Source organism: uncultured Sphingomonas sp., assembly GCF_937859915.1.
In the GTDB taxonomy this organism is placed as follows: domain Bacteria; phylum Pseudomonadota; class Alphaproteobacteria; order Sphingomonadales; family Sphingomonadaceae; genus Solisphingomonas.
The window spans coordinates 1-23,510 of sequence record NZ_CALMAW010000007.1 but is presented as its reverse complement, the minus strand read 5'-3'; the positions used below and the strand labels follow the sequence as shown (position 1 = coordinate 23,510).

At 68.3% G+C, this 23,510-nt stretch carries 25 protein-coding genes, 1 tRNA gene and 1 other annotated feature; of the genes, 6 read left to right on the top strand and 20 right to left on the bottom strand.

The window, feature by feature from the left end:
- Together Q0326_RS00815 and Q0326_RS00810 are read right to left on the bottom strand one after the other, a co-directional pair.
- A partial coding sequence (locus tag Q0326_RS00815; protein ID WP_298686080.1) for a DUF4347 domain-containing protein occupies positions 1–2,103 on the bottom strand: 2,103 nt, incomplete at its 3' end.
- A gap of 212 nt (positions 2,104–2,315) precedes the next feature.
- The gene (locus Q0326_RS00810) at positions 2,316–2,954 is read right to left on the bottom strand and encodes a TetR/AcrR family transcriptional regulator (protein WP_298686078.1); all 639 of its coding nucleotides are present in this window, start codon (positions 2,952–2,954) and stop codon (positions 2,316–2,318) included.
- 49 nt (positions 2,955–3,003) lie between these two features.
- Here Q0326_RS00810 and Q0326_RS00805 point away from each other — a divergent pair, with 49 nt between their 5' ends.
- Positions 3,004–3,849, top strand: a complete 846-nt coding sequence (locus Q0326_RS00805) for an oxidoreductase (protein ID WP_298686076.1) — start codon at positions 3,004–3,006, stop codon at positions 3,847–3,849.
- A 37-nt stretch (positions 3,850–3,886) separates the two neighbouring features.
- Here the strand turns inward: Q0326_RS00805 and Q0326_RS00800 are convergent, their stop codons facing one another.
- Together Q0326_RS00800 and Q0326_RS00795 are read right to left on the bottom strand one after the other, a co-directional pair.
- Positions 3,887–4,333, bottom strand: a complete 447-nt coding sequence (locus Q0326_RS00800; RefSeq protein WP_298686074.1) for a hypothetical protein — start codon at positions 4,331–4,333, stop codon at positions 3,887–3,889.
- An 88-nt stretch (positions 4,334–4,421) separates the two neighbouring features.
- Positions 4,422–5,048, bottom strand: a complete 627-nt coding sequence (locus Q0326_RS00795; RefSeq protein WP_298686072.1) for a TetR family transcriptional regulator — start codon at positions 5,046–5,048, stop codon at positions 4,422–4,424.
- An 87-nt stretch (positions 5,049–5,135) separates the two neighbouring features.
- On the opposite strand from Q0326_RS00795, the gene Q0326_RS00790 reads away from it, so the two are divergent.
- Positions 5,136–5,801, top strand: a complete 666-nt coding sequence (locus tag Q0326_RS00790) for a class I SAM-dependent methyltransferase (protein ID WP_298686070.1) — start codon at positions 5,136–5,138, stop codon at positions 5,799–5,801.
- Between the two features lie 20 nt (positions 5,802–5,821).
- Here the strand turns inward: Q0326_RS00790 and Q0326_RS00785 are convergent, their stop codons facing one another.
- The 3 genes from Q0326_RS00785 to Q0326_RS00775 all read right to left on the bottom strand — a co-directional run bounded on the left by Q0326_RS00785 (position 5,822) and on the right by Q0326_RS00775 (position 9,073).
- On the bottom strand, positions 5,822–7,300 hold the full coding sequence (locus Q0326_RS00785; RefSeq protein ID WP_298686068.1) for a SulP family inorganic anion transporter: 1,479 nt from the start codon (positions 7,298–7,300) through the stop codon (positions 5,822–5,824).
- Positions 7,301–7,367: 67 nt separating this feature from the next.
- Positions 7,368–7,423, bottom strand: a sequence feature (sul1 is cis-regulatory element that is thought to sense ions involved in sulfur or methionine metabolism; They are found in Alphaproteobacteria).
- 62 nt (positions 7,424–7,485) lie between these two features.
- The gene (locus Q0326_RS00780; protein ID WP_298686066.1) at positions 7,486–8,040 is read right to left on the bottom strand and encodes a DNA-3-methyladenine glycosylase I; all 555 of its coding nucleotides are present in this window, start codon (positions 8,038–8,040) and stop codon (positions 7,486–7,488) included.
- 160 nt (positions 8,041–8,200) lie between these two features.
- The gene (locus tag Q0326_RS00775) at positions 8,201–9,073 is read right to left on the bottom strand and encodes a LysR family transcriptional regulator (RefSeq protein ID WP_298686064.1); all 873 of its coding nucleotides are present in this window, start codon (positions 9,071–9,073) and stop codon (positions 8,201–8,203) included.
- A gap of 114 nt (positions 9,074–9,187) precedes the next feature.
- On the opposite strand from Q0326_RS00775, the gene Q0326_RS00770 reads away from it, so the two are divergent.
- Positions 9,188–10,066 (top strand): NmrA family NAD(P)-binding protein, encoded by an 879-nt coding sequence (locus Q0326_RS00770; protein WP_298686062.1) that lies wholly within the window; start codon positions 9,188–9,190, stop codon positions 10,064–10,066.
- An 87-nt stretch (positions 10,067–10,153) separates the two neighbouring features.
- On the opposite strand, the gene Q0326_RS00765 is transcribed toward Q0326_RS00770, so the two are convergent.
- Positions 10,154–11,404, bottom strand: a complete 1,251-nt coding sequence (locus Q0326_RS00765; RefSeq protein ID WP_298686220.1) for an arsenic transporter — start codon at positions 11,402–11,404, stop codon at positions 10,154–10,156.
- 118 nt (positions 11,405–11,522) lie between these two features.
- Positions 11,523–12,830 carry an MFS transporter gene (locus Q0326_RS00760; protein WP_298686060.1) on the bottom strand — a complete coding sequence of 436 codons (1,308 nt, stop codon included), beginning with the start codon at positions 12,828–12,830 and terminating at the stop codon, positions 11,523–11,525.
- Between the two features lie 222 nt (positions 12,831–13,052).
- On the opposite strand from Q0326_RS00760, the gene Q0326_RS00755 reads away from it, so the two are divergent.
- The 3 genes from Q0326_RS00755 to Q0326_RS00745 are packed head-to-tail and all read left to right on the top strand — an operon-like array spanning position 13,053 to position 15,760.
- A complete protein-coding gene (locus tag Q0326_RS00755) occupies positions 13,053–13,262 on the top strand; it encodes a hypothetical protein (protein ID WP_298686058.1) in 210 nt (69 codons plus the stop codon).
- 30 nt (positions 13,263–13,292) lie between these two features.
- The gene (locus Q0326_RS00750; protein ID WP_298686056.1) at positions 13,293–14,480 is read left to right on the top strand and encodes a sodium:proton antiporter; all 1,188 of its coding nucleotides are present in this window, start codon (positions 13,293–13,295) and stop codon (positions 14,478–14,480) included.
- A complete protein-coding gene (locus Q0326_RS00745) occupies positions 14,477–15,760 on the top strand; it encodes a DUF2254 domain-containing protein (protein ID WP_298686054.1) in 1,284 nt (427 codons plus the stop codon). Before Q0326_RS00750 ends, Q0326_RS00745 begins: the two co-directional genes overlap by 4 nt.
- A gap of 57 nt (positions 15,761–15,817) precedes the next feature.
- Here the strand turns inward: Q0326_RS00745 and Q0326_RS00740 are convergent, their stop codons facing one another.
- From Q0326_RS00740 to Q0326_RS00690, 11 genes are all read right to left on the bottom strand, one after another.
- A complete protein-coding gene (locus tag Q0326_RS00740) occupies positions 15,818–16,135 on the bottom strand; it encodes a hypothetical protein (protein ID WP_298686052.1) in 318 nt (105 codons plus the stop codon).
- A 202-nt stretch (positions 16,136–16,337) separates the two neighbouring features.
- Positions 16,338–16,718 (bottom strand): hypothetical protein, encoded by a 381-nt coding sequence (locus Q0326_RS00735; protein ID WP_298686049.1) that lies wholly within the window; start codon positions 16,716–16,718, stop codon positions 16,338–16,340.
- Between the two features lie 397 nt (positions 16,719–17,115).
- Positions 17,116–17,496: a hypothetical protein gene (locus Q0326_RS00730; protein ID WP_298686047.1), complete on the bottom strand. Its 381-nt coding sequence runs from the start codon at positions 17,494–17,496 to the stop codon at positions 17,116–17,118.
- On the bottom strand, positions 17,486–18,319 hold the full coding sequence (locus Q0326_RS00725; protein WP_298686045.1) for a DNA/RNA non-specific endonuclease: 834 nt from the start codon (positions 18,317–18,319) through the stop codon (positions 17,486–17,488). Before Q0326_RS00725 ends, Q0326_RS00730 begins: the two co-directional genes overlap by 11 nt.
- 80 nt (positions 18,320–18,399) lie before the next feature.
- A tRNA-Arg gene (locus tag Q0326_RS00720) sits at positions 18,400–18,476 on the bottom strand.
- 53 nt (positions 18,477–18,529) lie between these two features.
- Positions 18,530–18,910, bottom strand: a complete 381-nt coding sequence (locus Q0326_RS00715; RefSeq protein ID WP_298686043.1) for a hypothetical protein — start codon at positions 18,908–18,910, stop codon at positions 18,530–18,532.
- Between the two features lie 22 nt (positions 18,911–18,932).
- On the bottom strand, positions 18,933–19,619 hold the full coding sequence (gene nth / locus Q0326_RS00710) for an endonuclease III (RefSeq protein ID WP_298686041.1): 687 nt from the start codon (positions 19,617–19,619) through the stop codon (positions 18,933–18,935).
- On the bottom strand, positions 19,616–20,377 hold the full coding sequence (gene dapB / locus Q0326_RS00705) for a 4-hydroxy-tetrahydrodipicolinate reductase (RefSeq protein WP_298686040.1): 762 nt from the start codon (positions 20,375–20,377) through the stop codon (positions 19,616–19,618). Before dapB ends, nth begins: the two co-directional genes overlap by 4 nt.
- A 148-nt stretch (positions 20,378–20,525) precedes the next feature.
- Positions 20,526–20,834, bottom strand: coding sequence for a hypothetical protein (locus Q0326_RS00700; RefSeq protein WP_298686039.1), 309 nt, complete (start codon positions 20,832–20,834; stop codon positions 20,526–20,528).
- Positions 20,831–22,813 (bottom strand): DNA topoisomerase IV subunit B, encoded by a 1,983-nt coding sequence (gene parE, locus Q0326_RS00695; RefSeq protein ID WP_298686037.1) that lies wholly within the window; start codon positions 22,811–22,813, stop codon positions 20,831–20,833. Before parE ends, Q0326_RS00700 begins: the two co-directional genes overlap by 4 nt.
- Before the next feature lie 301 nt (positions 22,814–23,114).
- The coding region (locus Q0326_RS00690) for a GcrA family cell cycle regulator (RefSeq protein WP_298686035.1) at positions 23,115–23,510 on the bottom strand (396 nt) is incomplete at its 5' end.

The window sequence follows — 23,510 nt, the reverse complement described above, 5'->3', positions numbered from 1 at the left end:
GACGCCGGTCCCGGCGTCGATCGTGAGCCCCGCGGGCAGGCCGGTGGCCGAATAGCTCAGCGCATCGCCGTCGACGTCGGCGAAGCTGCCCGCGGTGGCGTAGCGGACGGTCGCGGCATCCTGCGTGCTCTGGTCGGCGAGTGTGCCGGTGGCGGTGGGCGCGTGGTTGATATCGATGCGGCTGACTGCGATCGCGCTGGTCAGCTGGGCGTTGGCGAAACTGATGTCGATGACGCGCTGTGTCGTGTCGGGATTCGCCGCGAGCGTGTTGGAAAAGCCGATCGCTTTCAGCGCGGCCTGATAGTCGGCCTCGCTGCCATTGCCGCTCAGCGTGACGGTGATCTGGCCGTTCGCGGTGCTGATCGTGTCCGTAATGTTCGACGGCAGCGTGCCGACGGTCAGCACGTCGCCCGCCTTGGCGTTGGTGAGCACCACCGACGCGCCGACGATCGAATTGATGTCCATCGGGTTGCTGACACGCACGTCGCTGTCGACCACCGGGGTCGCGGCACCGTCCGCGGTATAGGTGAAATGCGCGTCGTTGCTCGGCGTGCTGCTATAGCCTTGCGTGCTGTTGTCCGCGTCGAGGTCGAGCCGTGGAATGCTGACATAGACGGGGGCGGTATATTTGAGCGTCGCGTTGCCGTCCTGGTAGAATTGCGCCTGCGTCGCCGTGGAGTTGCTGGTCAGCCGGTAGTTGAGCACGAACGAGGACACGTTTGTGTAGTCGAACGTCGCGTTGGACTTTGTGTCCTCGGGCTGGGTCGTGTCGCTATTCTCATTCTTGGTGCCGGCCGCGGTGATTTGCGCCAAAGAGGAGGTGAAGTAGATGTCCGAGCCGGTCTCGCTGGTATAATAGGCAAGATTGTCGGTCGACGTGCTGACGCTTTCGCGCGTCGGCGCGGTGCTGGTCGCATTGGGCGCGTTGCCGATGCCATCGATGTCGCCGATGGTGAACTCGACGTCGGCGGGGGCGTCGGTGTTGGTGCCGTGGAGCACGAGTTCCCACTTGATCGATATCGTCGCGTCGGTGCCATTGTTGGTGAGGTCGCGCAGCAGGAAGGTCGCGTCGTCGGCCTCCTGGCTGGTGCCACCGGGTGCGTTGAAGCGCACCGCGTCGCCGGTGCTCAGCGAGAGCACGGTCGCCTTGAGGTCGAGCGCCTGGCCCTGATAGGTGGCGGCATTCGCCCAGACCGCGGTCGCGCCCGCCGCGGTCAGGTCGGGTGAACGGGCGTCGCTGCCATAGCCGGTGCTGGTCGTCGTGCCGTCGGCCGCCGTGGTGTGCGAGACGACGACATTGCCCGCCGCGTCGGTGACGGTGAGGCTGTTGGCGGTGACCGCGATCGGCACCGGCGTGTTCGCGACGAGCACATAGCCATAGTCGCTGCTCGACAGCGTGCGCGTCTGGATCGCGCCATTATGCGCCTCGAGCGTCCAGTCGCCGCCCCGGGCGGCGGCGCCGGTGAGGTCGGTCGAGGCGGCGACGTCGGCACCGGTGGCGGTCGCGAAGGCGTGGAGCGCGGCGGCGCCGTCGCTGCCCTCCGCAAAGTCGCAGCCATAGATCAGGATGTCGCCGCCGGGTTCGAGCGACCGGCCGATCTGCGCGAGCTCGCCGGCGAGGCTGCCGGTGATCGCGGCCTGGTCGACGCGCGTGGTGCCGAGATAGAAGGCGCCTTCCTCGCCATGGCTGACGATATGGATCGCGGAGACCCCGGTCTCGGTGGCGAGCACGGCCTCGACCTGTGCCAAACCGTCGCTTTGGTCGTTGATCAGCACGACCTCGCCGCGCGCCGACCATTCGGCGGCGAGCTGCTGATAGTTGGACACCGCGGTGTCGATGAAGATGATCTCGTGGCCGGCGGCGGGCGTCGTGGCGGGCGCGGACGCCGCCGGACCGTCGGCAACGCTGCGGTGCGCGGCACCGGCGGCCGAGGGTGTCGCTGGGGTGCCATGCGCGGGCGCGGCGGTCGCGTCGGCGAGATGGTCGCGCGCCTCGACGGCATGGCTGCGCGTCAGCACCGCCTCGGTGGTCGCGGCGAGCGCGGCGTCGAACATCATACGCGGCTCGAGCGCCAGCAGGTGGGCGCGACGCGGCGTCGTCAATCCCGAGTTCCGCCGTGCTGCCACCGTATATTCCCCCTCGACTGACCGACGATCATCGCTTGCAGGGGGGATGGTAAATCCTGAGTAAACTTTCGTTTCGGCTACTACCAAAGTGGTAGGGGCGCGCGCGATCGTGGCGGGCAAATCTCGGATCGGGCGGCGGCCGCGGATCGGCAGAAACAGGCCGCCCGCCGCGTTGCTGCGGAATCGCCTCAGCGGGAGGCGCGCGCCATCACATCGGCCAGATTATTGCGCTGTGGCTTGCCGGCGAAGCCGAACAGCGCCGCCGCCGCTGCCGCGATCGCCTCCGGCGCCAAATCCGAATCGCTGATCTCGCACGCGGTCCAGAAGGACAGGACGCCGCGGAAGGCGATCGCCAGCTGATCGGGAAGGACGGCGCGCGCCAGCTCGGCATGCGCGGCCGCCAACCCCTCACCGGTGCCGAGTGCTTCCACCCAGAGCGCGCGCGACCGCCCGCGAATGTCCCCCGCTTCGGTGCCCGGCGCGCCGATCGCTCCCATCACCGCCCGGTTGATCGCGGACTGCTCGCGCATCACGGCCGCAGCGATCGCGACCACCTGCAGCACGCGATCGACCGCGTCGGTCGGCAGCGTCGCCTGCGCGGTGCGCGCGTGCATATGTTCGATACGCTGCGCCGAGATCGCCCGCATGATCGCGAGCTTGCTCCCGAACTGGTTGAAGGGCGTCGCAAAGCTCACCCCGGCGGCCGACGCCAGGTCGCGCATCGAGAACGCCGCCTTGCCATCGCCAAGCAGGCGTTCGGCGGCCTCCAGCACCTTGTGCTGGGTGGCGGCGGATGATCGCGGGGAATGCGGCTTGATAGCGCTCATGGCCACACTATATCATGATATAGATTTGTCGCAATATCGGAGCATGACCATGACCGTCTCATCGCCAAAATCCTTCCTCGTCACCGGCGTCGGGTCCGGTCTGGGCCGCGCGTTCGCGGCCGGCGCGCTTGCCGCCGGGCACCGCGTCGTCGGCACCGTCCGGCGGTCCGACGATGCCGAGGCCTTCGCCGCACTGGCGCCCGGCCGGTCGCATGCGCTGCTGCTCGACGTGACGGACTATGCGGCGGCGCCCCGCACGGTCGCGGACGCCGAAGCGGCGGTCGGTCCGATCGACGTGCTCGTCAACAATGCCGGCTACGGTCATGAGGGCGTGCTCGAGGAATCCTCGATCGACGATCTCCAGCGGCAGTTCGCCGCCAATGTGTTCGGCCCCGTCGCGATGATCCAGGCGGTGCTGCCCGGCATGCGCGCGCGCCGCCGTGGTCATATCGTCAACGTCACCTCGATGGGCGGCTTCATCACGATGCCGGGCATCGCCTTCTATTGCGGGAGCAAATTCGCGCTCGAGGGCATTTCGGAGTCGCTCGGCAAGGAGCTCGCCGGGCTGGGCATCCACGTCACCGCGCTGGCGCCCGGCCAGTTCCGGACCGACTGGGCCGGACGATCGATGGACCGCACGCCGCGCAGCATCGCCGACTATGACGCGGTGATGGATCCGATCCGCGCCGCGCGGCAGGCCAAAAGCGGCAACCAGCCCGGCGATCCTGCCAAGGCCGCAGACGCGCTGCTGGCGCTGGTGGCATCGGACAATCCGCCGACGCGGCTGTTCCTCGGCGCTGATGCGCTCGGGCTGGTCGAGCAGAAGCTGGAGACGATGCGATCCGAGCTTGCGGCGTGGGAGGCGCTCTCGCGATCGACCGGCTTCGCGGCGTGACACCGCGGAGCCGTGCCCGGCACGGGTGCGCGGTCCCCTATTTCGGCTTGGTGTAGGGGACGAACTTGTCGAAGACGACGAAACCCCGCTCGAACCGGCTGGTCCGATCGATCAGGTGGACCGGATCGATGCTGCACATCTGTGCGGCAAAGTCGTGCGTCACCACGATGCTGTTGTCGTCGAGCGCATCGAGATTGCCGCGCGGGCGATTGACCCAGATCGTCCGGCCGTCGCGATAGACGATCGCGGTATGGTCGATGATCTGGCCGTTGTCGGCCGTCCGCAGGTCGATGCAGTCGGTCGGCGTGCCCGCGGTGCGGCCGGCGAGGAGCTTGCCGAGCTCGGCCTCTCCGCGCGCGTCCGGCGTGTGCGGTCGCGCAGCCGCGGTGGGGACCGCAAGTAGGAGGCACGCGGACGCCAGCCAAAGCCGCGTCTGCGTCCCGATGGCGGATGCGCGCGCGCCGCGCCGACGATCGTTGCTCATCACTCCTCGCCTTTTATCGTGTTCGTCCAAGCGAGTGGAGCGATCCGATGTTCCCCCCCCGACGCCGTAGCCGGTCTGCCGTCGGCGCTCAGGCGGCCGCCAGACGATCGAGATAGGCGCACAGCATGTCGGCCAGCGCATCGGCATAGGCATGGATCTCGTCCGGAGTGCGCGGCGTCGCCGAAAAACTGCTGCCGACGCTGCTCAGCGTCGTCTTGATCAGATCGCCGGCAAGCGTCAGCTGCGCACCGGTGGCACGCGGCGCGCTCTCCTGCAGGAACGCCCGCACGACTTGCGCGCTCTCCGCATGCGCGTCGGCGGCTTCGGGGGCGTCGCGGTAGAAGGGCGCCGCATCGTTCAGCGCGATCCGGATCGTCGCCTCCTCGCATTCGGAAAGCAGGAAGGCGTGGACCAGCGCGCGCACCCGCGCGCCGGGCGGCGTCGTCCGATCCTCGAGGATGGCGTGGAGCAGCGCCGCCGTCCGGCGCCATTCGTCGCTCTGCAGCCGGAACAGGATCGCCGCCTTGTTGGGGAAATATTGATAGAGCGAGCCGACGCTGACGCCGGCGCGCTCGGCGACTCGCGCGGTGGTGAATCGCTGCGCGCCCTCCGTCTCCAGAACCTGAACAGCAGCATCGAGCACGGCCGCGACCAGCTCGTTCGATCGCGCCTGCTGCGGCGCCTTTCGCGAGGAAATTCCGGCGTTTCGCAGCATGATCGATCGCGCTCCCGGATATGCGAATAGGCAGACCTGACGAATTAGTCGTATTTCTTCCGGCAGGCAAACATCCAGGAGACGCCGATGACCACGCTGACCACCGCCCCCGTCGCCCCGCTGCTCGATCGGCTCTTCACGGAGGCCGAGGCGACCCATCCGATGACCGATCCGGCGTTCGCGTCGATCTCGAAGGACGAGCGACTGCGGCTGATGCGCAGCAAGGCGGACTATCGTCCCTTCTACGCCGCGCTGAAGGACTATGCGCTGCCGGTGTCGCGCGAGACCGGCCGGCTGCTCTACATGCTGGCGCGTGCGACCCACGCGCGCACCATCGTCGAATTCGGGACGTCCTTCGGCCTGTCGACGCTGCATCTTGCCGCGGCGGTGCGCGACAATGGCGGCGGCCTCGTGATCGGCAGCGAGTTCGAACCCGCGAAGATCGCGCGTGCGCACGCCAATCTCGCGGCCGGCGGCCTCGCGGATCTGGTCGAGATCCGCGCGGGCGACGCGCTCCAGACACTGGCATCGGGGCTTCCCGAGACGATCGACATGCTGCTGCTCGATGGCGCCAAGTCGTTGTATCGCGACGTGCTTGGGCTCGTCGAGGGCCGGCTTCGCAAAGGCGCGGTGATCATCGCCGACAATGCCGACCACTGCCCGGACTATCTCGAGCATATCGGCGACCCCGCGAACGGCTATCTCTCGATGCCGTTCACCGACGAGGTCGAACTCACCGTCCGACTGCGCTGAGCCGCTCCCGCGGGCAGGGGCTAGAAGGTCGCCGGGCCGACCAGCGGGGCATGGCGGTCGATCAGGCTGGCGCTCGCCGCGTTGAGGCCGATGAGGTCGACGGTCCGGCCGCGGCGGCGCAGCGTGGCGACGATCCCCTCGAGCGTGCCGACCGCGGTGACGTCCCAGAGGTGCGCGGCGCTGAGATCGATCCGAACGGTGGCCGCGCTGTCGTGCAGGTCGATGCCATCGGCAAAGGCATCGGCGCTCGCGAAGAAGAGCTGGCCCGAGACGGTGTAGGTCCGCGTGTCGGTGGCCGCGTCATGGGCGGCCTGCACGCGCAACAGCGTCGCCGCCTTGGAGGCGAAGAAGATCCCGCTGAGCAGCACGCCGACCGCGACCCCGGCCGCCAGATCGTGCGTCGCGACGGTCACCGCGACGGTCGCGAGCATGACGACGCTCGAGACCTTGGGATGGCGGACGAGGTCGGCGAGCGAGCCCCAGGAAAAGGTGCTGACCGACACCATGATCATGATCGCGACCAGCGCTGCGACCGGGACCTGTGCGACCCAGGGACGCAGCGGGACCATCACGACCAGCAGAAAGACGCCAGCGACAAGCGTCGAGAGCCGCCCCCGGCCGCCATAGCGCACGTTGCCGACGGTCTGGCCGATCATGCCGCAGCCGGCGATGCCGCCGAACAGCCCGGCGGCGACATTGGCAAGCCCGAGCCCGGTGCACTCGCGTGCCTTGGCGCTGCGCGTCTCGGTGAGGTCGTCGACGACGCTCGCGGTCATCATCGATTCGAGCAGGCCGACCGCCGCCATCGCGAGGGCGTAGGGCAGCACGATCCGGAGCGCGGCGAGGCTGAAGGGCACGTCCGGGATACCGAAGGCGGGCAGCGAGGTGGGCAGGCGGCCGAGGTCGGCGATGGTGCGGATCGGCATCGGGAAGGCGATGCTGACCGCGGTCAGCACGACGATGCAGATCAGCGGCGACGGGATCGCGGTGGTGAGCCGCGGCGCCAGATAGATGATCGCGAGCCCGCCCGCGATCATCGCATAGCTGTGCCACGTCACCCCCAGCATCTGTGGCACCTGCGCGGAGAAGATCAGGATCGCGAGCGCGTTGACGAAGCCGGTCCGCACCGAGCGCGACACGAAGCGGAGCAGCACGTCGAGCTTGACGAGGCCGAACGCGATCTGGAGCAGCCCGGCGAGCATGGTCGCGGCGAGCAGATACTGCAGACCGTGGCTGTGGACCAAGGCCGCCGCGACGAGCGCGACCGACCCCGCCGCGCCGGAGATCATCGCGGGGCGGCCGCCGGCGAAGGCGATGACGATGCCGATCACGAACGAGGCGAACAGCCCGACCTGCGGGTCGATGCCGGCGACGAAGGAGAAGGCGATGACCTCGGGGATCAGCGCGAAGGTGCCGACCATGCCGGCAAGCAGGTCGCGGCGCGCATTGCCGACGCCGCTGAACCATTCGGCGCGGTAGCGGTCGAGAGAGAGGGTCATGACAGTATGTCCGCAGAAATCGCGGGAGCGCCGCTCGAATGGTCGGCGTCCGGTCGAAGGCGATGTGCGTGGTCCGGCGGATCGGCGGCCGGAATAGCCACCCGGATTTGCACCGGGTCCAGGCGAATGCCATCGGCCTAGCCGCGATCCGCCCTCGGCACAACGGCCCGCGAAGGTTCAGCCGTTCAGCGACGAAAGCAGTGCGCGTCGTGATCGTTGACCAGCCCGCATGCCTGCATCCAGGCATAGACGATCACCGGGCCGACGAAGGAGAAGCCGCGCTGCTTGAGCGCCGCCGACAGCGCCTCGGACTCCGCCGAACGGGTGAGCATCTTGGTGCCGTCGCCGAGGATCGGACGGTCGCCGACGAAGCCCCAGACGAAGCGGGCGAAGTCCTCGCCCTGCGTCCGCATCGCGCAATAGGCGCGCGCATTGCCGATCGTCGCCGCGATCTTCGCCCGCGACCGCACGATCCCCGCATCGCCCATCAGCCGCGCGACGTCCTGCTCGTCGAACCGCGCGACCCGGTCGGGATCGAAGCCGGCAAAGGCGGCCCGAAAGGCGTCGCGCTTGCGCAGGATGGTGATCCAGGCGAGCCCGGCCTGGAAGCCATCGAGCATCAATTTTTCCCACAGCGCGCGCGACTCGTGCTCCGGCACGCCCCATTCGCGGTCGTGATAGGCGGCGAGCAGCGCGTCGGTCTGCGCCCATCGGCAACGCGGGCGATCGGCTTCGGTCATGCGGGCCTCCGGGCGGGACATCGCGCTGCCGCAGCACCGCGGGCGGATGTCGGCCGGCAGACGGCATAGCGACAGCGGCGGGGGCACGGCAATCGTCACCATCGCGTGCGCGTCGGGCCGGTGCTCGGCGCCATCGGCACGGTTTCGCTGACCGCCTTGCTCAGGCGATCGCGGTCAACCCATCGAGAAACGCGCGGATCTTCGAGCTCGACAGCCGGCGCGAATTCTGGAGTGCCCAGATCTCGACCTTCGGTCCGTCGTCGACGCCCCAGACGACGAGCGCCCCCGCCGCGACATGCCGCGCCACCAGCAATTTGGGCATCAGCGCGACGCCCGCCCCCGCGAGGACCGCATCCTGCACCATCAGGAAGGAGGAGAAGCGCAGCCGTATCTCCGGGCGGAGCACATGCACGCCGCGATCGGTCCGGATCCGCCAGAGCGCGTCCGCCGCGGTCGCGACATGACCCACCGCGGGCACCGCGATGGCCGCGTCGCCGGGCGCCCCCTGCAGGAGGTCGGGCCGATCAGGCGCGGCGACCAGCAGCCGCTCGTCCTCGCGGATGCGGCGGCCGACCAGTCGCTCGTCGGGGTCGGGGTTGATGCGGATCACCAGATCATAATTGTCCTCGACCGGATCGACCTTGCGGTCCTCGGCAACGATTTCGAGCATGACCTGCGGATAGGCCCGGACAAAGTCCGCCGCGACCCGCGGCAGCAGCACATGCGCCAGCACGATCGGCGCGCTGATCCGCAATAGGCCGCTCGGCACCGACGCGCCCGAGGCGACCGCTTGCTCGGCCTCGCCGATCTCGGCGAGCGGGCCCTGCGTGCGCTCGTGCAGCGCACGCCCTTCCGGTGTCAGGCGCAGCGTCCGCGACCCGCGATCGATCAGCCGCACGCCGAGATGCGCCTCCAACTCGCTCACCTTGCGCGACAGCGTCGCCTTGGGGCGGCGCGTCGCCCGGCTGGCGAGCCCGAAGCCGCCATGGCTGGCGACCAGATTGAAATCCGCAAGCGCGGCGAGATCGATCATATGTTCCATATCCGAGACGAGGCGTCCCGATCATGGCATCTAACGCGCAAAGTCGGAACGGCTATCTTATCCGCAGAGACGACGAGATGGTCTCGCCGACCACGGAGATGCGACATGACGATATTGGTAACCGGAAGCACCGGCACGATCGGCGCACAGGTGCTGGCGTTCCTCGAAGGGCAGGGGGCCGAGGTCCGCGGACTGACCCGCACGCCGGACAAGGCCGGTCTTTCTGCCGGCGTCGCCGCCGTGCAGGGCGACCTGTCCGACATCGACAGCGTCCGCGCCGCGCTGCACGGCGTCAGCACGCTGTTCCTGCTCGCGCCCAACGCGCCCGACGAGCTGACCCAGGCGATGCTGACGCTCGATGCGGCGCGCGGCGCCGGGGTCACGGGCATCGTCTACCTGTCGGTGTTCAAGGGCGAGGCCTATGCCGACGTGCCGCACTTCGCCAGCAAGATGACGGTCGAGCGGATGATCCACGCCGCGGGGCTGCCCGCCACCATCCTGCGCCCGGCCTATTTCATCCAGAACGATCTGCGCCAGAAGGACGCGCTGCTGGGCGGCGGCGTTTACGGGATGCCGATCGGCGAGCGCGGCATTTCGATGGTCGATATCCGCGACATCGGCGAGGCCGCCGCCAAGGAGTTGCTGCGCCGCGAGCGGGCCGGCGCGCCGCTGCCGGCCGAGACGTACGAACTGGTCGGTCCCGATGCGCTCACCGCCGCGACGATGGCCGCGCTGTGGAGCGACGTGCTCGGCCGACCGATCGCCTATGCAGGAAACGATCTCGACGGCTTCGAACAGCGGCTGAAGGCGTTCGGCCCGGCATGGCTCGCCGCTGACATGCAACTGATGATGCGCCGCTATCAGCAGGACGGCGCGATCGCGACCGATGCCGACGTCGCGCGGCTCGCGACGCTGCTCGGTCACGCACCGCGCGGCTATCGCGCCTTCGCCGAGGCCGCCGCTGCGGCATGGGCTGCCGCCTGAGCCTGTCCGACCGCCGCGCGGGCTGTCCACGATCACAGCCTGCGCGTCGCGCGGACGCCCGATCCCTTGCTAGCTGGCGATGCCCTGTCAGCCGATCAGCAGTCTGGCGCCCAGGGCCGCGATCAGCGCGAGCGGCATCGCCACCGCACCGACCTTGAGGAACGCCAGAAATCCGACGTCCTCGCCTTCGCGGCGGATCGCCTGAAGCCACAGGATCGTCGCCAAGGATCCGGTCACCGACAGATTCGGCCCAAGGTCGACGCCGATCAGCAATGCGTCGGTGACCAGCCGCGGCGGATGGGCCTGCTGGACCGCGGTGCTGGCGATCAGGCCGGCGGGCAGGTTGTTCATGAGGTTCGAGACGAGCGCGAGGACCGTACCCGACGCGGCCGCCGCCCGGACCGGTTCGGCCGCAGCGGCGCGGATCGCGTCGGCGACGGTCCGGATCACCCCGGTACGGTCGAGCGCCTCGACCAGGACGAACAATCCGGCGACGAGCGGCAGGACGCCCCACGAGATTTCGCGGGCGAGCGCGAGCGGCGACCGCTGCGCCACCGCCGACACGCCGACCGCGGTTGCCAGCCCCGCCAGTGCGGTCGGCAGCCCCAGCCCGCGATCGAGCGCCGACATCGCGAGCAACAGCAGCGCGGTCAGCAGGATGCAGCCGAACGCCAGCCTGCCGCCCGTCGACAAAGGCGCACGCGCGACATCGCACGCGCAGGCGCCGGTGATCCTCGCCCGCTCGGTCCAGCGCAGCACGCCGTAGGTGACGAGGATCGCGGCCAGCGACGGCAGCGCGAACGAGCCCATCCATTGGCCAAGCGGCGGCATCTGTCCGCCGTACAGCACGAGATTGGCGGGATTGGAGATCGGCAGGACGAAGCTGGCCGCGTTGGCGATCAGCGCGCATGCGAACAGCAGCGGAAGCGGGTCTGCCCGGGCGGTCTTGGCGGCGGCGATGACGGCGGGGGTGAGCACGACGGCGGTCGCGTCGTTCGACATGAAAATGGTCACCACCACGCCGGTCGCATAGACCAGCGCGAACAGGCGCGGACGCGAACCGCCGGACAGATTGACCGCGGTCGCCGCGATCCAGTCGAACACGCCGTGCGCGCGCGCGGTCTCGCTGAGCAGCATCATGCCGGTCAGGAACAGATAGACGTCGAGCCCCTTGGCGATCGCGTGGCCGGCCGCGCCGAGCGGCATCAGTCCAAGGATGACCAGCAGCCCCAAGCCGGTCACCGCCCAGATCCATTCGGGCCAGCGCAGCGGCCGGCCGACGACGCCCGCGGTGGCCAGTCCTGCGATCGCCCATGTGACGCCGGTCGCGACCGTCACCATCCGCGACCGGTCCTGTTCGAGGCGGCGGGGAGGATGGTCCGCGACAATGCGATCCGCTGTTTTACGTCCCGGTCGCGCCGGTGCACGCCGCCGCAGGGCGACGTCAGGCCATCGCTCATCGCCCGGCGCGCTCCGCAGCGATCCCGCCCGCCGGGTCTGCATTGCCCCCGCAGGCCGGGCGCAGCGTTCCCGCAAAGCCGATCCACAAGCCCAGGCTGGCCAGCGCGAAGCTGCCCAGGATGAAGAACGCGGCATGATAGCCCAGCATCTGGGCCAGCCAGCCGCCGATCGCGGGCGAGAGGCTTGCCCCCAGGCCCTGCACCGTCATCACCGCGCCCTGTCCGACATTGACGCGTCCGGTGCCGCTGAGCAGGCAGGCGACAAGCCCCGGCACCGCGACGCTCTGCAGACCGGCACCGATGCCGTCGAGCGCCTGGACCGGCCATACGCCCCAATGTTCGATGAAGGTCCCGGCCAGCACGCCGCGCACGGGCAGCGCGGCGAACGAGATCAGCAGCACGAGCCAATAGCCGCGTCCTGCTGCGAGCCGCATCGCGACGAGGCTGGCGACGATCATCACCGCCTGCGCGACGACGACGGTCGTGGCCGTGAACATCGCGGCATTGCCCTTGCCGGCACCGACCACCGCCATGCCGTAGAGCGGCAGCATCGCGCCGTTGCCGAGATGGAAGCAGGCCAGCGCCGCCGCCAGGATCAGCATCGGCCGGTTGCGTAACAGCACCTTCAGGCCTTCCGCCTTGCCGCCGTCATCGCCATCCGGCTGGTCGGCCTCGAGGCCGCGCGCCGCGCGGTGATCGATCGCCGACTCGGGGATCGACAGCACCGAGATGATCGCGAGCACGCCGAACGCCGCCGCCAGGAAGAAGATGGCGGGCATGCCGAATGCCCAGCCGAGATATCCCGAAAGCCCCGCGCCGACCATGTTGCCGGCGTGGTTCCAGGCCTGATTGCGACCGTTCTGCGCGTTGAAGCCCCGCTGCCGGACGACGCCGAGGGTCATGCCGGTCACCGCCGGCCCGATCGCGGCACCGGCGATCGCGGTTGCCACCTGGCTTGCGGTCACCACCGCCCAGGCCTGCGACCAGAGGATCAGGAACGACGCCAGCACGGTGCAGGCCCCGGTCACGACGACGATCCAGCGCTTCTTCTCGCTATGGTCGATGAATGCGCCGGCCGGCGCGGTCATGATCATGCCCGCGACACCGCCCGCGGTCATCACCGTGCCGATCGGCCCCGTGGTCCATCCGCGCTGCTGGAGGAAGACGCCCAGGAAGGGGCCGATCCCCGCCTGCATGTCCGCCATGAAGAAGTTGAGCGCCTGCAGCGAACGCGTCGCCCGTGTGGTTCGAGCATCATCCTGCGACGTGGGCATGCCCGCGACGCTGTGTGAGACCATCGTCATCCCGTCTCCTGGCATTGACCGCTGCCTCGGCCCGGTTGTGATTCCATCGTCCGTGCCGGCGCAGCGTCCGATCGGTCGGTGTGGCAAGCCTCATGGCCAGACGATCGAAAGCGCCTGCCATGGCATCTCGCCACCCTAGCCGATTTCGCCTAACGCGCGTTGAACCGGTCTGTTCATCTCCCGTTTAGCTTTGCTCGACGCGAGGCCGAGCCGCGCCGCTGCATGTCGATGGCGGTAGTCGCGTCGGTCGTGGTCGGCATGTTCGCGCGCAGCGGACTTGCGCCACGCCCCGTGGGCGGACCACATATGGTGGCTGAGGGCGTCGCCATCGATTACACGCTGTCTCCCAATGTCATCGCGGCGATCCTCGCGGCATGGCTGTTCTGGAAAGCCGTTGCTCGATGTCGCACCCCGATCAGTACCGCCGCATGAAGCGCTGCCGGTGACGGCGGACCCGGCGTGGTGAGCCAGCTCGACGTCGTCACGCTGGGGCTTCTGCTGTTCGTCGCATGCGTGGTCGCGATCGTCACGCGGCGGCTCGGCCTTCCCTATACGATCGGGCTGGTGGTGGCCGGGATCGGCCTCAGCGCGGCCGGCTACCGCAGCGGAATCGTGCTGACCCCCGAGCTGATCTTCACCGTCCTGCTGCCGCCGCTGGTGTTCGAGGCGGCGCTGCATCTGAAATGGGGTCGGTTCCGGCGGGAGGCGGGGCTGGTGCTCAGCCTCGCCTTCGGCGGCACGCTGTTGTCCGCCGCCGTCGTCGCCGCGGGCATGCATTGGCTGGTCGGCTGGGGCTGGCCGGCGTCGCTGCTGTTCGGATCGCTGATCGCGGCGACCGATCCCGTGTCGGTCGTCGCGATGATGAAGGAGCAGAATGCCGAGCCCCGGCTCCGCTTCGTGATGGAATCGGAAAGCCTGCTCAACGACGGCGCGGCGGCCGTGCTGTTCGGCCTGTGCGTCGCCGCCGCGACCGGCGCGTCGACCGACGTCGTGACGATCGCGCAAAGCTTCGTCCTGACCGTCGCCGGCGGCCTGCTGTGCGGCATCGTCGTCGCCGGCGGCCTGCTGCTCGTCGCCGGGCGCGCGGACGATCATCTCGTCGAGCTGACGCTCACCGTGCTGGCCGCCTATGGCTCCTTCCTGATCGCCGAGGCGCTGGGTGTCTCGGGCGTGCTCGCGACGCTCGCCGCCGGCATGCTCGTCGGCAATATCGGCCCCGCGCGCACGCTGACCGAGCGCGGCGGCGAGGCGCTGCTGCGCTTCTGGGATTTCGCGGCGTTCCTCGCCAATTCGGTCATCTTCCTGCTGATCGGCAGCCGCGAGGCCGAGCAGCCCCTGCTCGCGGTGCTGTGGCCGGCCGCGGTCGCGACGGTGCTGGTGCTGGCCGGCCGGGCGGCGGCGATCTATCCGATTGCGGGGCTGTTCGCGCGCAGCCGCAGCGCGATCGACGGGTTGACCAGCACGATCATGTTCTGGGGCGGGCTGCGCGGCGCGCTGGCGCTGGCGCTGGCGCTGGCCATCCCGGCATCGCTGCCCGAACATGACGCGCTGATCGGCGTCGCCTTCGCGGTGGTGGCGTTCTCGATCTTCGTCCAGGGGGCCACGATGCCGCTGCTGCTGCGCCGGGCACCTTCCGGCGATCGCCCATGAAACGCTGGCAATGGGCGCTGCGGCTGCTGACCCGTCGCATGTGGTTCCGGGCGGCGCTGTTCTGCGTCTTCGCGGTTGCGCTGGCGCTCGGCGGCGCGCTGATCGGCCACAGCGTCTCCTACGATTTCGCCGCCAAGATCGGGGCCAAGTCGGTCGACAACATCCTCAACGTGCTGGCCTCGAGCATGCTGGCGGTGACGACATTCTCGCTCACCGCGATGGTCTCCGCCTATGCCGGCGCGACGAGCAACATCACGCCGCGGGCCGTCCAGCTGCTGATCGACGATACCACCGCGCAAAACGCGCTGGCGACCTTCCTCGGCAGCTTCCTGTTCGCGATCGTCGGCATCATCGCCCTGTCGACCGGCATCTACGGCGATACCGGGCGCGTCATCCTCTATGCCGGCACGATCCTCGTCATCGTCGTGATCGTCATCACCTTCCTGCGCTGGATCGAGCATATCGCCCGCTTCGGCCGCGTCTCGGATACGATCGACCGCGTCGAGCGTGCCGCGACCCACGCGGCGCGCGCCATGGTGCAGCGGCCCTGCTTCGGGCCCCGCAGGCGGATCGCGGTGCCGGATGGCGCGACGCTTGTCCGGCACCGCGAGATCGGCCGGATCACGCATGTCGACGTTGTGCAGCTTGCCGATGTCGCCAAGCGCATCGGCGCGGAGATCACGCTCGCCGCGCTGCCGGGGACGCTGGTCGATCCCGCGCGGCTGCTGGCCTGGACGATGGCGCCCGTCGACGACCGGCAGGTATGCCGCATCCGCGACGCCTTCACGATCGAGCATCATCGCGCCTTCGATCACGATCCCCGCTTCGGACTGGTCGTGCTGTCCGAGATCGCCTCGCGCGCGCTGTCGCCGGCGGTCAACGATCCGGGGACCGCGATCGCGGTGATCGAGGCGGGCACCCGGGTGCTGGCGACGATCCTCCGCCGGCAGATCGACCCCGACCACATCGTGCCGACGGGCGTGACCGTACCGCCTTTTGCCTTTCCGGATCTGCTCGAGGATATCTACCGACCGATCGCGCGCGACGGCGCGGGCACGATCGAGGTCGGCATCCGGCTCCAAAAGGCGCTCGCGGCGCTTCGGCACATCGATCCCGATGCAGCCGGCGACTGCCGCGCGGAGGCGATCGATGCACTCGACCGGGCTACGCAGGCCTGTGCGAGTCAGGTCGATCGCGATCGGCTGGGCGGGGTCCACGCCCGCGTTTGGCAGCGCGACGCCGGCGGTCCGCGCGACGGATCCATCGCCACTGGCGCATAGGCGAACGGCCGCGCGCCGATCGGGCGCGCGACCGTGGTCTTCAGGCTGCGGCGCGGACTACCAGCGGCGGCCATTATGCTTGGCGTGATAAATGTGGCGGCTGGCGCGGTTCTCGCGGTGCTGGAGCACCGCACGGTCATAGCCGTTGAGGCGACCGCCGTTGCGATCGCGCATCCGGTTTTCCTGACGATCGATCGAATGCTGCTGATGCTCGACGCGATGCGCCTCGCCGGGGGTCATGCTCCCGCTGCGCAGCCCCTGATCGACGCGGTGCTGCTGGTCGGCATGGCGCTGATCGACCGTCTGCGCCTGCGCGGCGCCGGCGAGCATGCCGATGCCGAGGGCGGCGGCAAGCATGCGATGGAAGGTCTTCACGGCATTTCTCCTCAAGCTGTCGATGGCGAAGTTTTACGAACCCGCGGCTGAACATCGCGCGAATGCATCGTGCAGTCGTCGTTCAGCACCGTCGTATATTCGGAGAAAGACCGTCGTCGACCTTGCCCGCCGTCACATCACTTGCGGCAGACCAGGCGTGGTGCATCCGCTAAAAAGCGATGGGCACTCAGAGTGTTGGGACCTACCAGATCGGCGGATAGACGACCTGTTTATTGCCATAGCGCTGGTCGAGTATCACCTGTCGACGCGTGATCATGCTGACCTCTGGATCATGCCTGTCAAACGAGAAAGACGTGATAAATCGGTCACCGTCGATGACATAGTGCATCGCCGTCCAACGCTTCTTCACCGGCTCCGCTGCCCACAATTCGAGCAGGACAGTATTTAAGGCCTGGGTCGGCAGCTGATAAAGCAGGTGATCGCCGAGGTCTTTGAATATCGACGCGCTGACCGATTGTGGTTCGGCCTCGACGTACAGGAATGTTCCGTCGAGCGGGTAGGCGCGATCCTGCGCCAAGATGGTGCCGACTTCGGTGAGGAGTGCGCCGACGTCGTCCGCCATGGTACTTCCCCTTTAAACTGCTGTTCGTGACCCGACGAACGTTGGTGTGCCCATTCACGCTGAACGATACGTCGATCCTGCTCGGCCGCTGCGGCCGTCACCAGCTCATCGAGATCCAGGCCCAGACCCGTTCGAAGATATTGTCCGAACCGCTCGCTTGGGGCGCGCCTCCGCAGCGATGCGTAACCGAACTGATGCATGGCGGTCCTTCGAATGAGGCACACCTCCCTACCAGATCAAGAAGAACGAACCACGAAGGTGCAGCTAGGCTTGAGGCTAACGGAGCAGCGTGCTCACCGGTTTTCAAACGATTGGTGGTGGTGCACCCGACCCGAAAGCGATGGGCACTCAGATCACTGCTATAGTTCGATCCAACCGCTGCGATTGGAAAGATCGCCTAATCGAGCGGTGGATACACCACCGGCTTATTGCCGTAGCGACGGCGCAGGATGATCTCGCGGCGCTTAAGGGCCGATACTTCGGGATCGAGCGGCCCATAGGTGAAGGCGGCATCAAACTTCTCACCCGTGATGCAGAATTGCATCGTCGACCAGCGCTTTTCGGGCACCTCCGCCTCCCGCAGATCGAGCAACGCTTCGCATAGCCCGTCCATCGGATCTCTCCAGAGCAGACTCGCGCCAAGGTCTTTGAAGATCGATATGTCTGCCCACCCCCAATCCGCTTCGACGTAAAGAAACGTACCATCGAGGGGATAGTCGGTATCTTGGGCGAGCAGGTTACCGATCCCATTGAGACGCGCACCCGTTTCACTTGCCATGAGGTTTTCCCTTCGAGCTGTTGGGAAACTGCCGGAAGCCACGCTGTCCGTTGACCGAATAGACCACGTTTATCGTGCTCGGCCGCTGCGACGAGCCGACATATCCCGGCACGATCTGCACCCACACCGGGTTGCCGTGCTTGACGTCCTTCGCCCATTGGCTTTCCAGCATGCGATAGCCGCCGCGGTTGAAGTTCGCATCCTGCGCGAAATGGTTGAAGCTGTCCGTAGGGCCGTCGAAGCGTGCAGCGACATAATGGCCGCCATCGTCCGTCGGCAGCCGGTCCGTGCCACCAGCGGCCGCCTGCGCCGAGCGCGATCGCGGCTGGTCGGGGTTGAGCGTCAGCGTCCCGCTCACCTGCGTCGTGCGGCCCTCGCCGTCGATCTGATAGGTGTAGCCATGACGCGTAACGGTCGTGCCGGCTGGTGAGGTGACCGATGCGGGGACACTTTGGACGACGGGAGCATCCTGTTGGTCAGATCCCGCTATGCCCTGCGATCCGCTCCGACCGGTTTGGGGTTTGGCGGGGCCGCCCCAGCTTCCCGAGGCGCCGCCGCCTCCGAACGATCCCCCGCCGCCGCCGGTAAATCCACCGCCGCCCCACGTGCCGTCACCGCCGCCCTTGAAGGTGAAGCGCCCCGTTGCCGGATCGTGCCAGGGATTGAATTTGAGTTCGACGCCGCCGTCATCAAGATCGAGGCCCAGGCCCGTTCGAAGATATGTTCCGAATCGCGCGCTTGGACTGCGGATCCGCGACGGCAGGTAGAGGGATTGCTCCATGGCGGTCCTCCGGATTTGAGGAACGCCACAGTACCAGATCACCTAGAACAAATCAAGAACATTTTTGATGTACCGAGGCATAGGCTGGCACAGCGCCCATTGGTTTTCGAGACGGTCGATTGTGGTGCACCCGACTGGATTCGAACCAGTGGCCTCTGCCTTCGGAGGGCAGCGCTCTATCCAGCTGAGCTACGGGTGCCTGAGCGGGCGCTTAGCAGAGCCCCGCGCGGGCCGCCAGCCCCGTCATGGGGTTCAGCGCGGCGCGCCGCTGATCGGCTGGAAGGAGCCCAGCCCGCAGGCCGCGCCCGGCGTCGGCGGGCTGGTGTGGAGGACCCGGATGATGTCGACGCTGCACAGCTGGTCGATGCTCGTCTCGTAGCCGAAGCGTTCCTCGAAGCCGAGATCGGGGCAGCTCTGCGGCAGCCGGTTGCGATAGACTTTGCCGCCGAGCATGTAGAAGTCGATCGTGCGGTCGTCGCGGACGCGGGTTTCCTGGATGCTGTGGGCCTGGAGGCAACTGACCGGCTTGCCATCGGGTTGGATACGCGCCTCCTGCTCGGGCTTGAGCGGGCGCGCAAGACCGGGCCCGGCGAGCGCGGCGATCAGCAGGGCGGCGGCAAGCGGACGGTTCATGGCGATACCTCGTGGGCGGGCTTTACTCCGAGGGCGACAACGCGCGTGCGACGGTTTCGGTCGCAGCGTCGGCCGGTGCCGGCGTCTTGGGGCGGTAGCGGCACAGGTCGGCAACCGGACAGCGCCAGCATTCGGGGCGCCGCGCCTTGCAGACATAGCGGCCGTGCAGGATCAGCCAATGATGGGCATGGACGAGGAACGGCTGCGGCGTCGCCTTGACCAGCTTGTCCTCGACGATCCGGACGTCCTTGCCGGGCGCCAGCCCGGTGCGGTTGGCGACGCGGAAGATGTGCGTGTCGACCGCGATCGTGGGATGGCCGAAGGCGACGTTGAGCACGACATTGGCGGTCTTGCGACCGACCCCGGGAAGCGCCTCGAGCGCGGCGCGATCCTCGGGCACGACGCCGCTATGCTCCTCGACCAGCATGTTCGCCGCGGCGATGACGTTCTTGGCCTTGGTATTGAACAGGCCGATCGTCTTGATATGCGCCTTGAGTGCCGCCTCGCCGAGCGCGAGCATCGCCGCCGGCGTGTCGACGTCGGCGAACAGCCGCCGCGTCGCCTTGTTGACGCCGACGTCGGTCGCCTGCGCGGACAGCGCGACCGCGACGAGCAGCGTATAGGGATTGGTCCAGGCAAGCTCGGTCTCGGGCGATGGATCGGCCTCGGCAAGGCGGCGGTAGAATTCGAAGATGTCGGCCTTTTTCACACCAGCCCCAGCACGTCCGCCATCGTATAGCGCCCCGGTGCACGGCCCTGGGCGAGCCACAGCGCGGCCTTGATCGCGCCCTTGGCGAAGATCGCGCGGCTCTCGGCGCGGTGGCCGAGCTCGATCCGCTCGCCGTCGCCCGCGAAGATGACCTGATGATCGCCCGCGACCGATCCGCCGCGCAGCGACGCGTAGTAGATGCCCCCTTCCTCGCGCGGGTGCGGGCCGGTCTGCATGCGATCGAGCCGGTTGAGCGCGGCTCCGTCGGCGGCGCCACGTCCGATGTTGGCCGCGGCGCCGAGCAGCAATGCGGTGCCCGACGGCGTGTCGAGTTTGGCGCGGTGGTGCATCTCGACGATGTCGATGTCCCACTCGGGCCCAAGCCGGCGCGCCGCCTCCTCGACCAGCCCGCGCAGCAGGTTGACCCCGAGCGAGGTGTTGTAGGTCTGGATCAGCGCAATTTTGGTCGCCGCGGCGTCGATCAGCGCATGGTGCGCGGGCTCGAGGCCGGTGGTGCCGATCACGATCGGAGTGGCGGCGGCGACCGCGGCGTCGAGATGCGCGGCGAGCGCATCGGGCGCGGTGAAGTCGACCAGCACGCCGGATGCGTGCGCCAATGTCGCGAGGTCGAGATGCGCGCCGACGACGCTGCCGTCGCGATCGATGCCGCCGGCGATCGTCGCGCCCTGGCCGGTCGCGACCGTGCGGATCGCCTGGCCCATGCGGCCGCCGATGCCGAGGATGCCCAGCGCGGTCATCGCGCAACCACGCCGAACTTCAGCATCATTGCGCGGGGGCGGGACCCACGAACGGCGGTCGGGGCGGGGGCAGGGGGGGGTGGCTTGGGTCATGCCAGGCTCATGCCATCCCAAATCCCGCAAGGGAACGGTGCGTTTAGTTCCGCACCTAGTTCCGGACCTTGCCGAAATGATGCGCGGCAAACAGCGCCATAGCGAGGAAGCCCGCGGCGCACAGCGCATCCTCGAGCGGTGCGACCCGGTGCGGCAGCCAGCGGATCGCCAGCGCCGCGCCGACCAGCCCGTTGGCGACCCCCCACAACACATTGATCACCGGGCTAGATTCGCCGCGACCGGGCGGGGTGGCGAAGGGCGTCGGGAAATGGTCTCCGCGCACGCCGCTGACCAGATGCGGGACGCCGTTGGCGAGCAGCGCGCCTGCGACGACGATCAGGAGATAGCCCAGTGCGCCGGTCATGCGTCGATCTCTTCCTCCGCCACGCGCGCGGCGTTCTCCTGGATGAAGGTGAAGCGGTGGTGCGCCTCCTTGCCCATCAGCCGGTCGACGAGGTCGCGCACCGCCGCGCGGTCCTCATAATCCTGCGGCAGCGTCACCCGGATCATGCCGCGGGTCTTGGGGTCCATCGTGGTCTCGCGCAGCTGCTGCGGGTTCATCTCGCCGAGACCCTTGAAGCGCGCGACCTCGACCTTCTTGCCCTTGAACGCGGTCTTCTCGAGCTGCGCGCGCTGCGCGTCGTCGCGCGCGTAGAGCGATTTCGCGCCCGCGGTGAGCCGGTAGAGCGGCGGCTGCGCCAGATAGAGATGCCCCTTGCGCACGACGTCGGGCATTTCCTGGAAGAAGAAGGTCATCAGCAGCGTCGCGATATGCGCGCCGTCGACGTCGGCGTCGGTCATGATCACGATTCGCTCGTAGCGCAGTGTGGTCGCGTCGCAGCGCTCGCGCGTGCCGCAGCCGAGCGCCTGGATCAGGTCGGCAATCTCCTGGTTCGCCAGGATCTTGGCTGTGTTTGCTGAGGCGACGTTGAGGATCTTGCCGCGGATCGGCAGCACCGCCTGGGTCTTGCGGTCGCGCGCCTGCTTGGCCGAGCCGCCCGCCGAATCGCCCTCGACGATGAACATCTCGGTGCCCTCGGGATTGTCCGACGAGCAGTCGGTCAACTTGCCGGGGAGTCTGAGCTTCCGCCCCGACGTCGCTGTCTTGCGCTTGACGTCGCGCTCGGCCTTGCGCCGCAGCCGCTCGTCCATCCGGTCGAGTACATAGCCGAGCAGCGCCTTGCCGCGCTCGACATTCTGGCTGAGGAAATGGTCGAAATGGTCACGCACCCCGGCCTCGACCAGTCGCGCGGCATCGGGCGAGGTGAGCCGGTCCTTGGTCTGGCTCTGGAACTGCGGTTCGCGCACGAACACCGACAGCATCAGCTCGGAGCCGACCATCACGTCCTCGGGCGCGAGGTCCTTGGCCTTCTTCTGCCCGATCTGGTCCGCGAAGCCGCGAATGCCCTTGACCAGCGCGGCGCGCAGCCCCTGTTCGTGGGTGCCGCCATCGGGGGTCGGGATGGTGTTGCAATAGTAACTGTACGACCCGTCCGAATAGAGCGGCCACGCCACCGCCCATTCGACCGAGCCTTGCGCATTGGGGAATTCCTGGCGCCCCGCGAAGAAGTCGGTGGTGGCGCATTCGCGCGTGCCGAGCTGCTCCTTGAGGTGATCGGCCAAGCCACCGGGGAATTGGAACACCGCCTCGGCGGGGGTGTCGTCGGTGATCACCGACGGATCGCAATGCCAGCGGATCTCGACGCCCGCGAACAGATAGGCTTTCGAGCGGGCGAGGCGATAGAGCCGCTGCGGCTTGAAGCGAAGCTCGGCGAAGATCTCGATGTCGGGGGTGAAGGCGACCGAGGTGCCGCGGCGATTGGGCGCGGCGCCGACCTTCTCGAGCGGACCGAGCGGCAGCCCCTTGCTGAAGCGCTGCTGATAGAGTTCCTTGTTGCGCGCGACCTCGACGACGGTGTCGACCGACAGCGCGTTGACCACCGAGATGCCGACGCCGTGCAGGCCGCCCGAGGTCTGATAGGCCTTGTCGCTGAACTTGCCGCCCGAGTGCAGCGTGGTGAGGATTACCTCGAGCGCCGACTTGCCGGGATAGCGCGGATGCTCGTCGACCGGGATGCCGCGGCCATTGTCGGTGATGGTCAGCCGGTTGTCGGCGCCCAGCGTGACCTCGATGCGATTGGCATGGCCTGCGACCGCCTCGTCCATGGCATTGTCGAGCACCTCGGCGGCGAGATGGTGCAGCGCGCGCTCGTCGGTGCCGCCGATATACATGCCGGGGCGGCGACGCACGGGCTCGAGCCCCTCGAGCACCTCGATCGAGGAGGCGTCATAGCTGTCCGCGCTACCGGGGCGGGGGGATGCGAAGAGGTCGTCGTTGGCCATCGCGGCAAGCGTAGCGGGTCAGCGGCCTCAAGCAAAGCGTTCCGTACCTGTTCTTGCGTGCTGCGGCGCTCACCACGGAACCGTTCCCCGGCGAAGGCCGGGGCCCAGGCCCGCCACCTGTGGCGGGCGCGGCGTGCGATGAGGGCGGTGAGGCCTGGGCCCCGGCCTGCGCCGGGGAACGCGGAAGAAGGGGCGCGCACGCCCGCCACTTTCGTCATCCTGAACTTGGGTTCAGGATGACGGAAGAAATCAGGATGGCGAAGAAAAGGGCGCCGGGATCGCGCCCGACGCCCTCGTCCGATCAGCGGACGCGCGGACCGCCATAGGGCAGCGGCGGCGGCGGGCGACGGTCGCGGCGGGGCATCTGCGCCTGGTAGGCGAGGCCGCAGTGCGCGACGCAATAGGGGAAGCCCGGATTCACCTGATCGCCGCAGAAGTGGAAGTCGGGCTCGCCGGGATGGCCCAGCGGCCATTTGCAGATGCGGTCGTTGAGCTCGAGCAGCGAGGTCTTGTCGGCGATCTCGGCGGCGGGCTTGGCGGGCACCAGGCGGCGCGGCGGCGCGGGTGGGATCGGCGGCTGCTGTTCGCCAGGCTGCTGGCGCTGAAAGCCGCCGGGGCCGATCGAGCGGAACACCTGCGCGGGCGCGGCCGGTGCGGCAGGCGCGGCGACCGCCTCCTCGTCGTCGCTGTCGTCGTC

What these genes read in the sequence shown, in the direction of transcription:
- Q0326_RS00810 (WP_298686078.1), bottom strand. Translation starts at nt 2,954, where the DNA reads ATGAGCGCTATCAAGCCGCATTCCCCGCGATCATCCGCCGCCACCCAG.
- Q0326_RS00805 (WP_298686076.1), top strand. Translation starts at nt 3,004, where the DNA reads ATGACCGTCTCATCGCCAAAATCCTTCCTCGTCACCGGCGTCGGGTCC.
- Q0326_RS00800 (WP_298686074.1), bottom strand. Translation starts at nt 4,333, where the DNA reads ATGAGCAACGATCGTCGGCGCGGCGCGCGCGCATCCGCCATCGGGACG.
- Q0326_RS00795 (WP_298686072.1), bottom strand. Translation starts at nt 5,048, where the DNA reads ATGCTGCGAAACGCCGGAATTTCCTCGCGAAAGGCGCCGCAGCAGGCG.
- Q0326_RS00790 (WP_298686070.1), top strand. Translation starts at nt 5,136, where the DNA reads ATGACCACGCTGACCACCGCCCCCGTCGCCCCGCTGCTCGATCGGCTC.
- Q0326_RS00785 (WP_298686068.1), bottom strand. Translation starts at nt 7,300, where the DNA reads ATGACCCTCTCTCTCGACCGCTACCGCGCCGAATGGTTCAGCGGCGTC.
- Q0326_RS00780 (WP_298686066.1), bottom strand. Translation starts at nt 8,040, where the DNA reads ATGACCGAAGCCGATCGCCCGCGTTGCCGATGGGCGCAGACCGACGCG.
- Q0326_RS00775 (WP_298686064.1), bottom strand. Translation starts at nt 9,073, where the DNA reads ATGATCGATCTCGCCGCGCTTGCGGATTTCAATCTGGTCGCCAGCCAT.
- Q0326_RS00770 (WP_298686062.1), top strand. Translation starts at nt 9,188, where the DNA reads ATGACGATATTGGTAACCGGAAGCACCGGCACGATCGGCGCACAGGTG.
- Q0326_RS00760 (WP_298686060.1), bottom strand. Translation starts at nt 12,830, where the DNA reads ATGACGATGGTCTCACACAGCGTCGCGGGCATGCCCACGTCGCAGGAT.
- Q0326_RS00755 (WP_298686058.1), top strand. Translation starts at nt 13,053, where the DNA reads ATGTCGATGGCGGTAGTCGCGTCGGTCGTGGTCGGCATGTTCGCGCGC.
- Q0326_RS00745 (WP_298686054.1), top strand. Translation starts at nt 14,477, where the DNA reads ATGAAACGCTGGCAATGGGCGCTGCGGCTGCTGACCCGTCGCATGTGG.
- Q0326_RS00735 (WP_298686049.1), bottom strand. Translation starts at nt 16,718, where the DNA reads ATGGCGGACGACGTCGGCGCACTCCTCACCGAAGTCGGCACCATCTTG.
- Q0326_RS00730 (WP_298686047.1), bottom strand. Translation starts at nt 17,496, where the DNA reads ATGGCAAGTGAAACGGGTGCGCGTCTCAATGGGATCGGTAACCTGCTC.
- Q0326_RS00715 (WP_298686043.1), bottom strand. Translation starts at nt 18,910, where the DNA reads ATGAACCGTCCGCTTGCCGCCGCCCTGCTGATCGCCGCGCTCGCCGGG.
- dapB (WP_298686040.1), bottom strand. Translation starts at nt 20,377, where the DNA reads ATGACCGCGCTGGGCATCCTCGGCATCGGCGGCCGCATGGGCCAGGCG.
- Q0326_RS00700 (WP_298686039.1), bottom strand. Translation starts at nt 20,834, where the DNA reads ATGACCGGCGCACTGGGCTATCTCCTGATCGTCGTCGCAGGCGCGCTG.
- parE (WP_298686037.1), bottom strand. Translation starts at nt 22,813, where the DNA reads ATGGCCAACGACGACCTCTTCGCATCCCCCCGCCCCGGTAGCGCGGAC.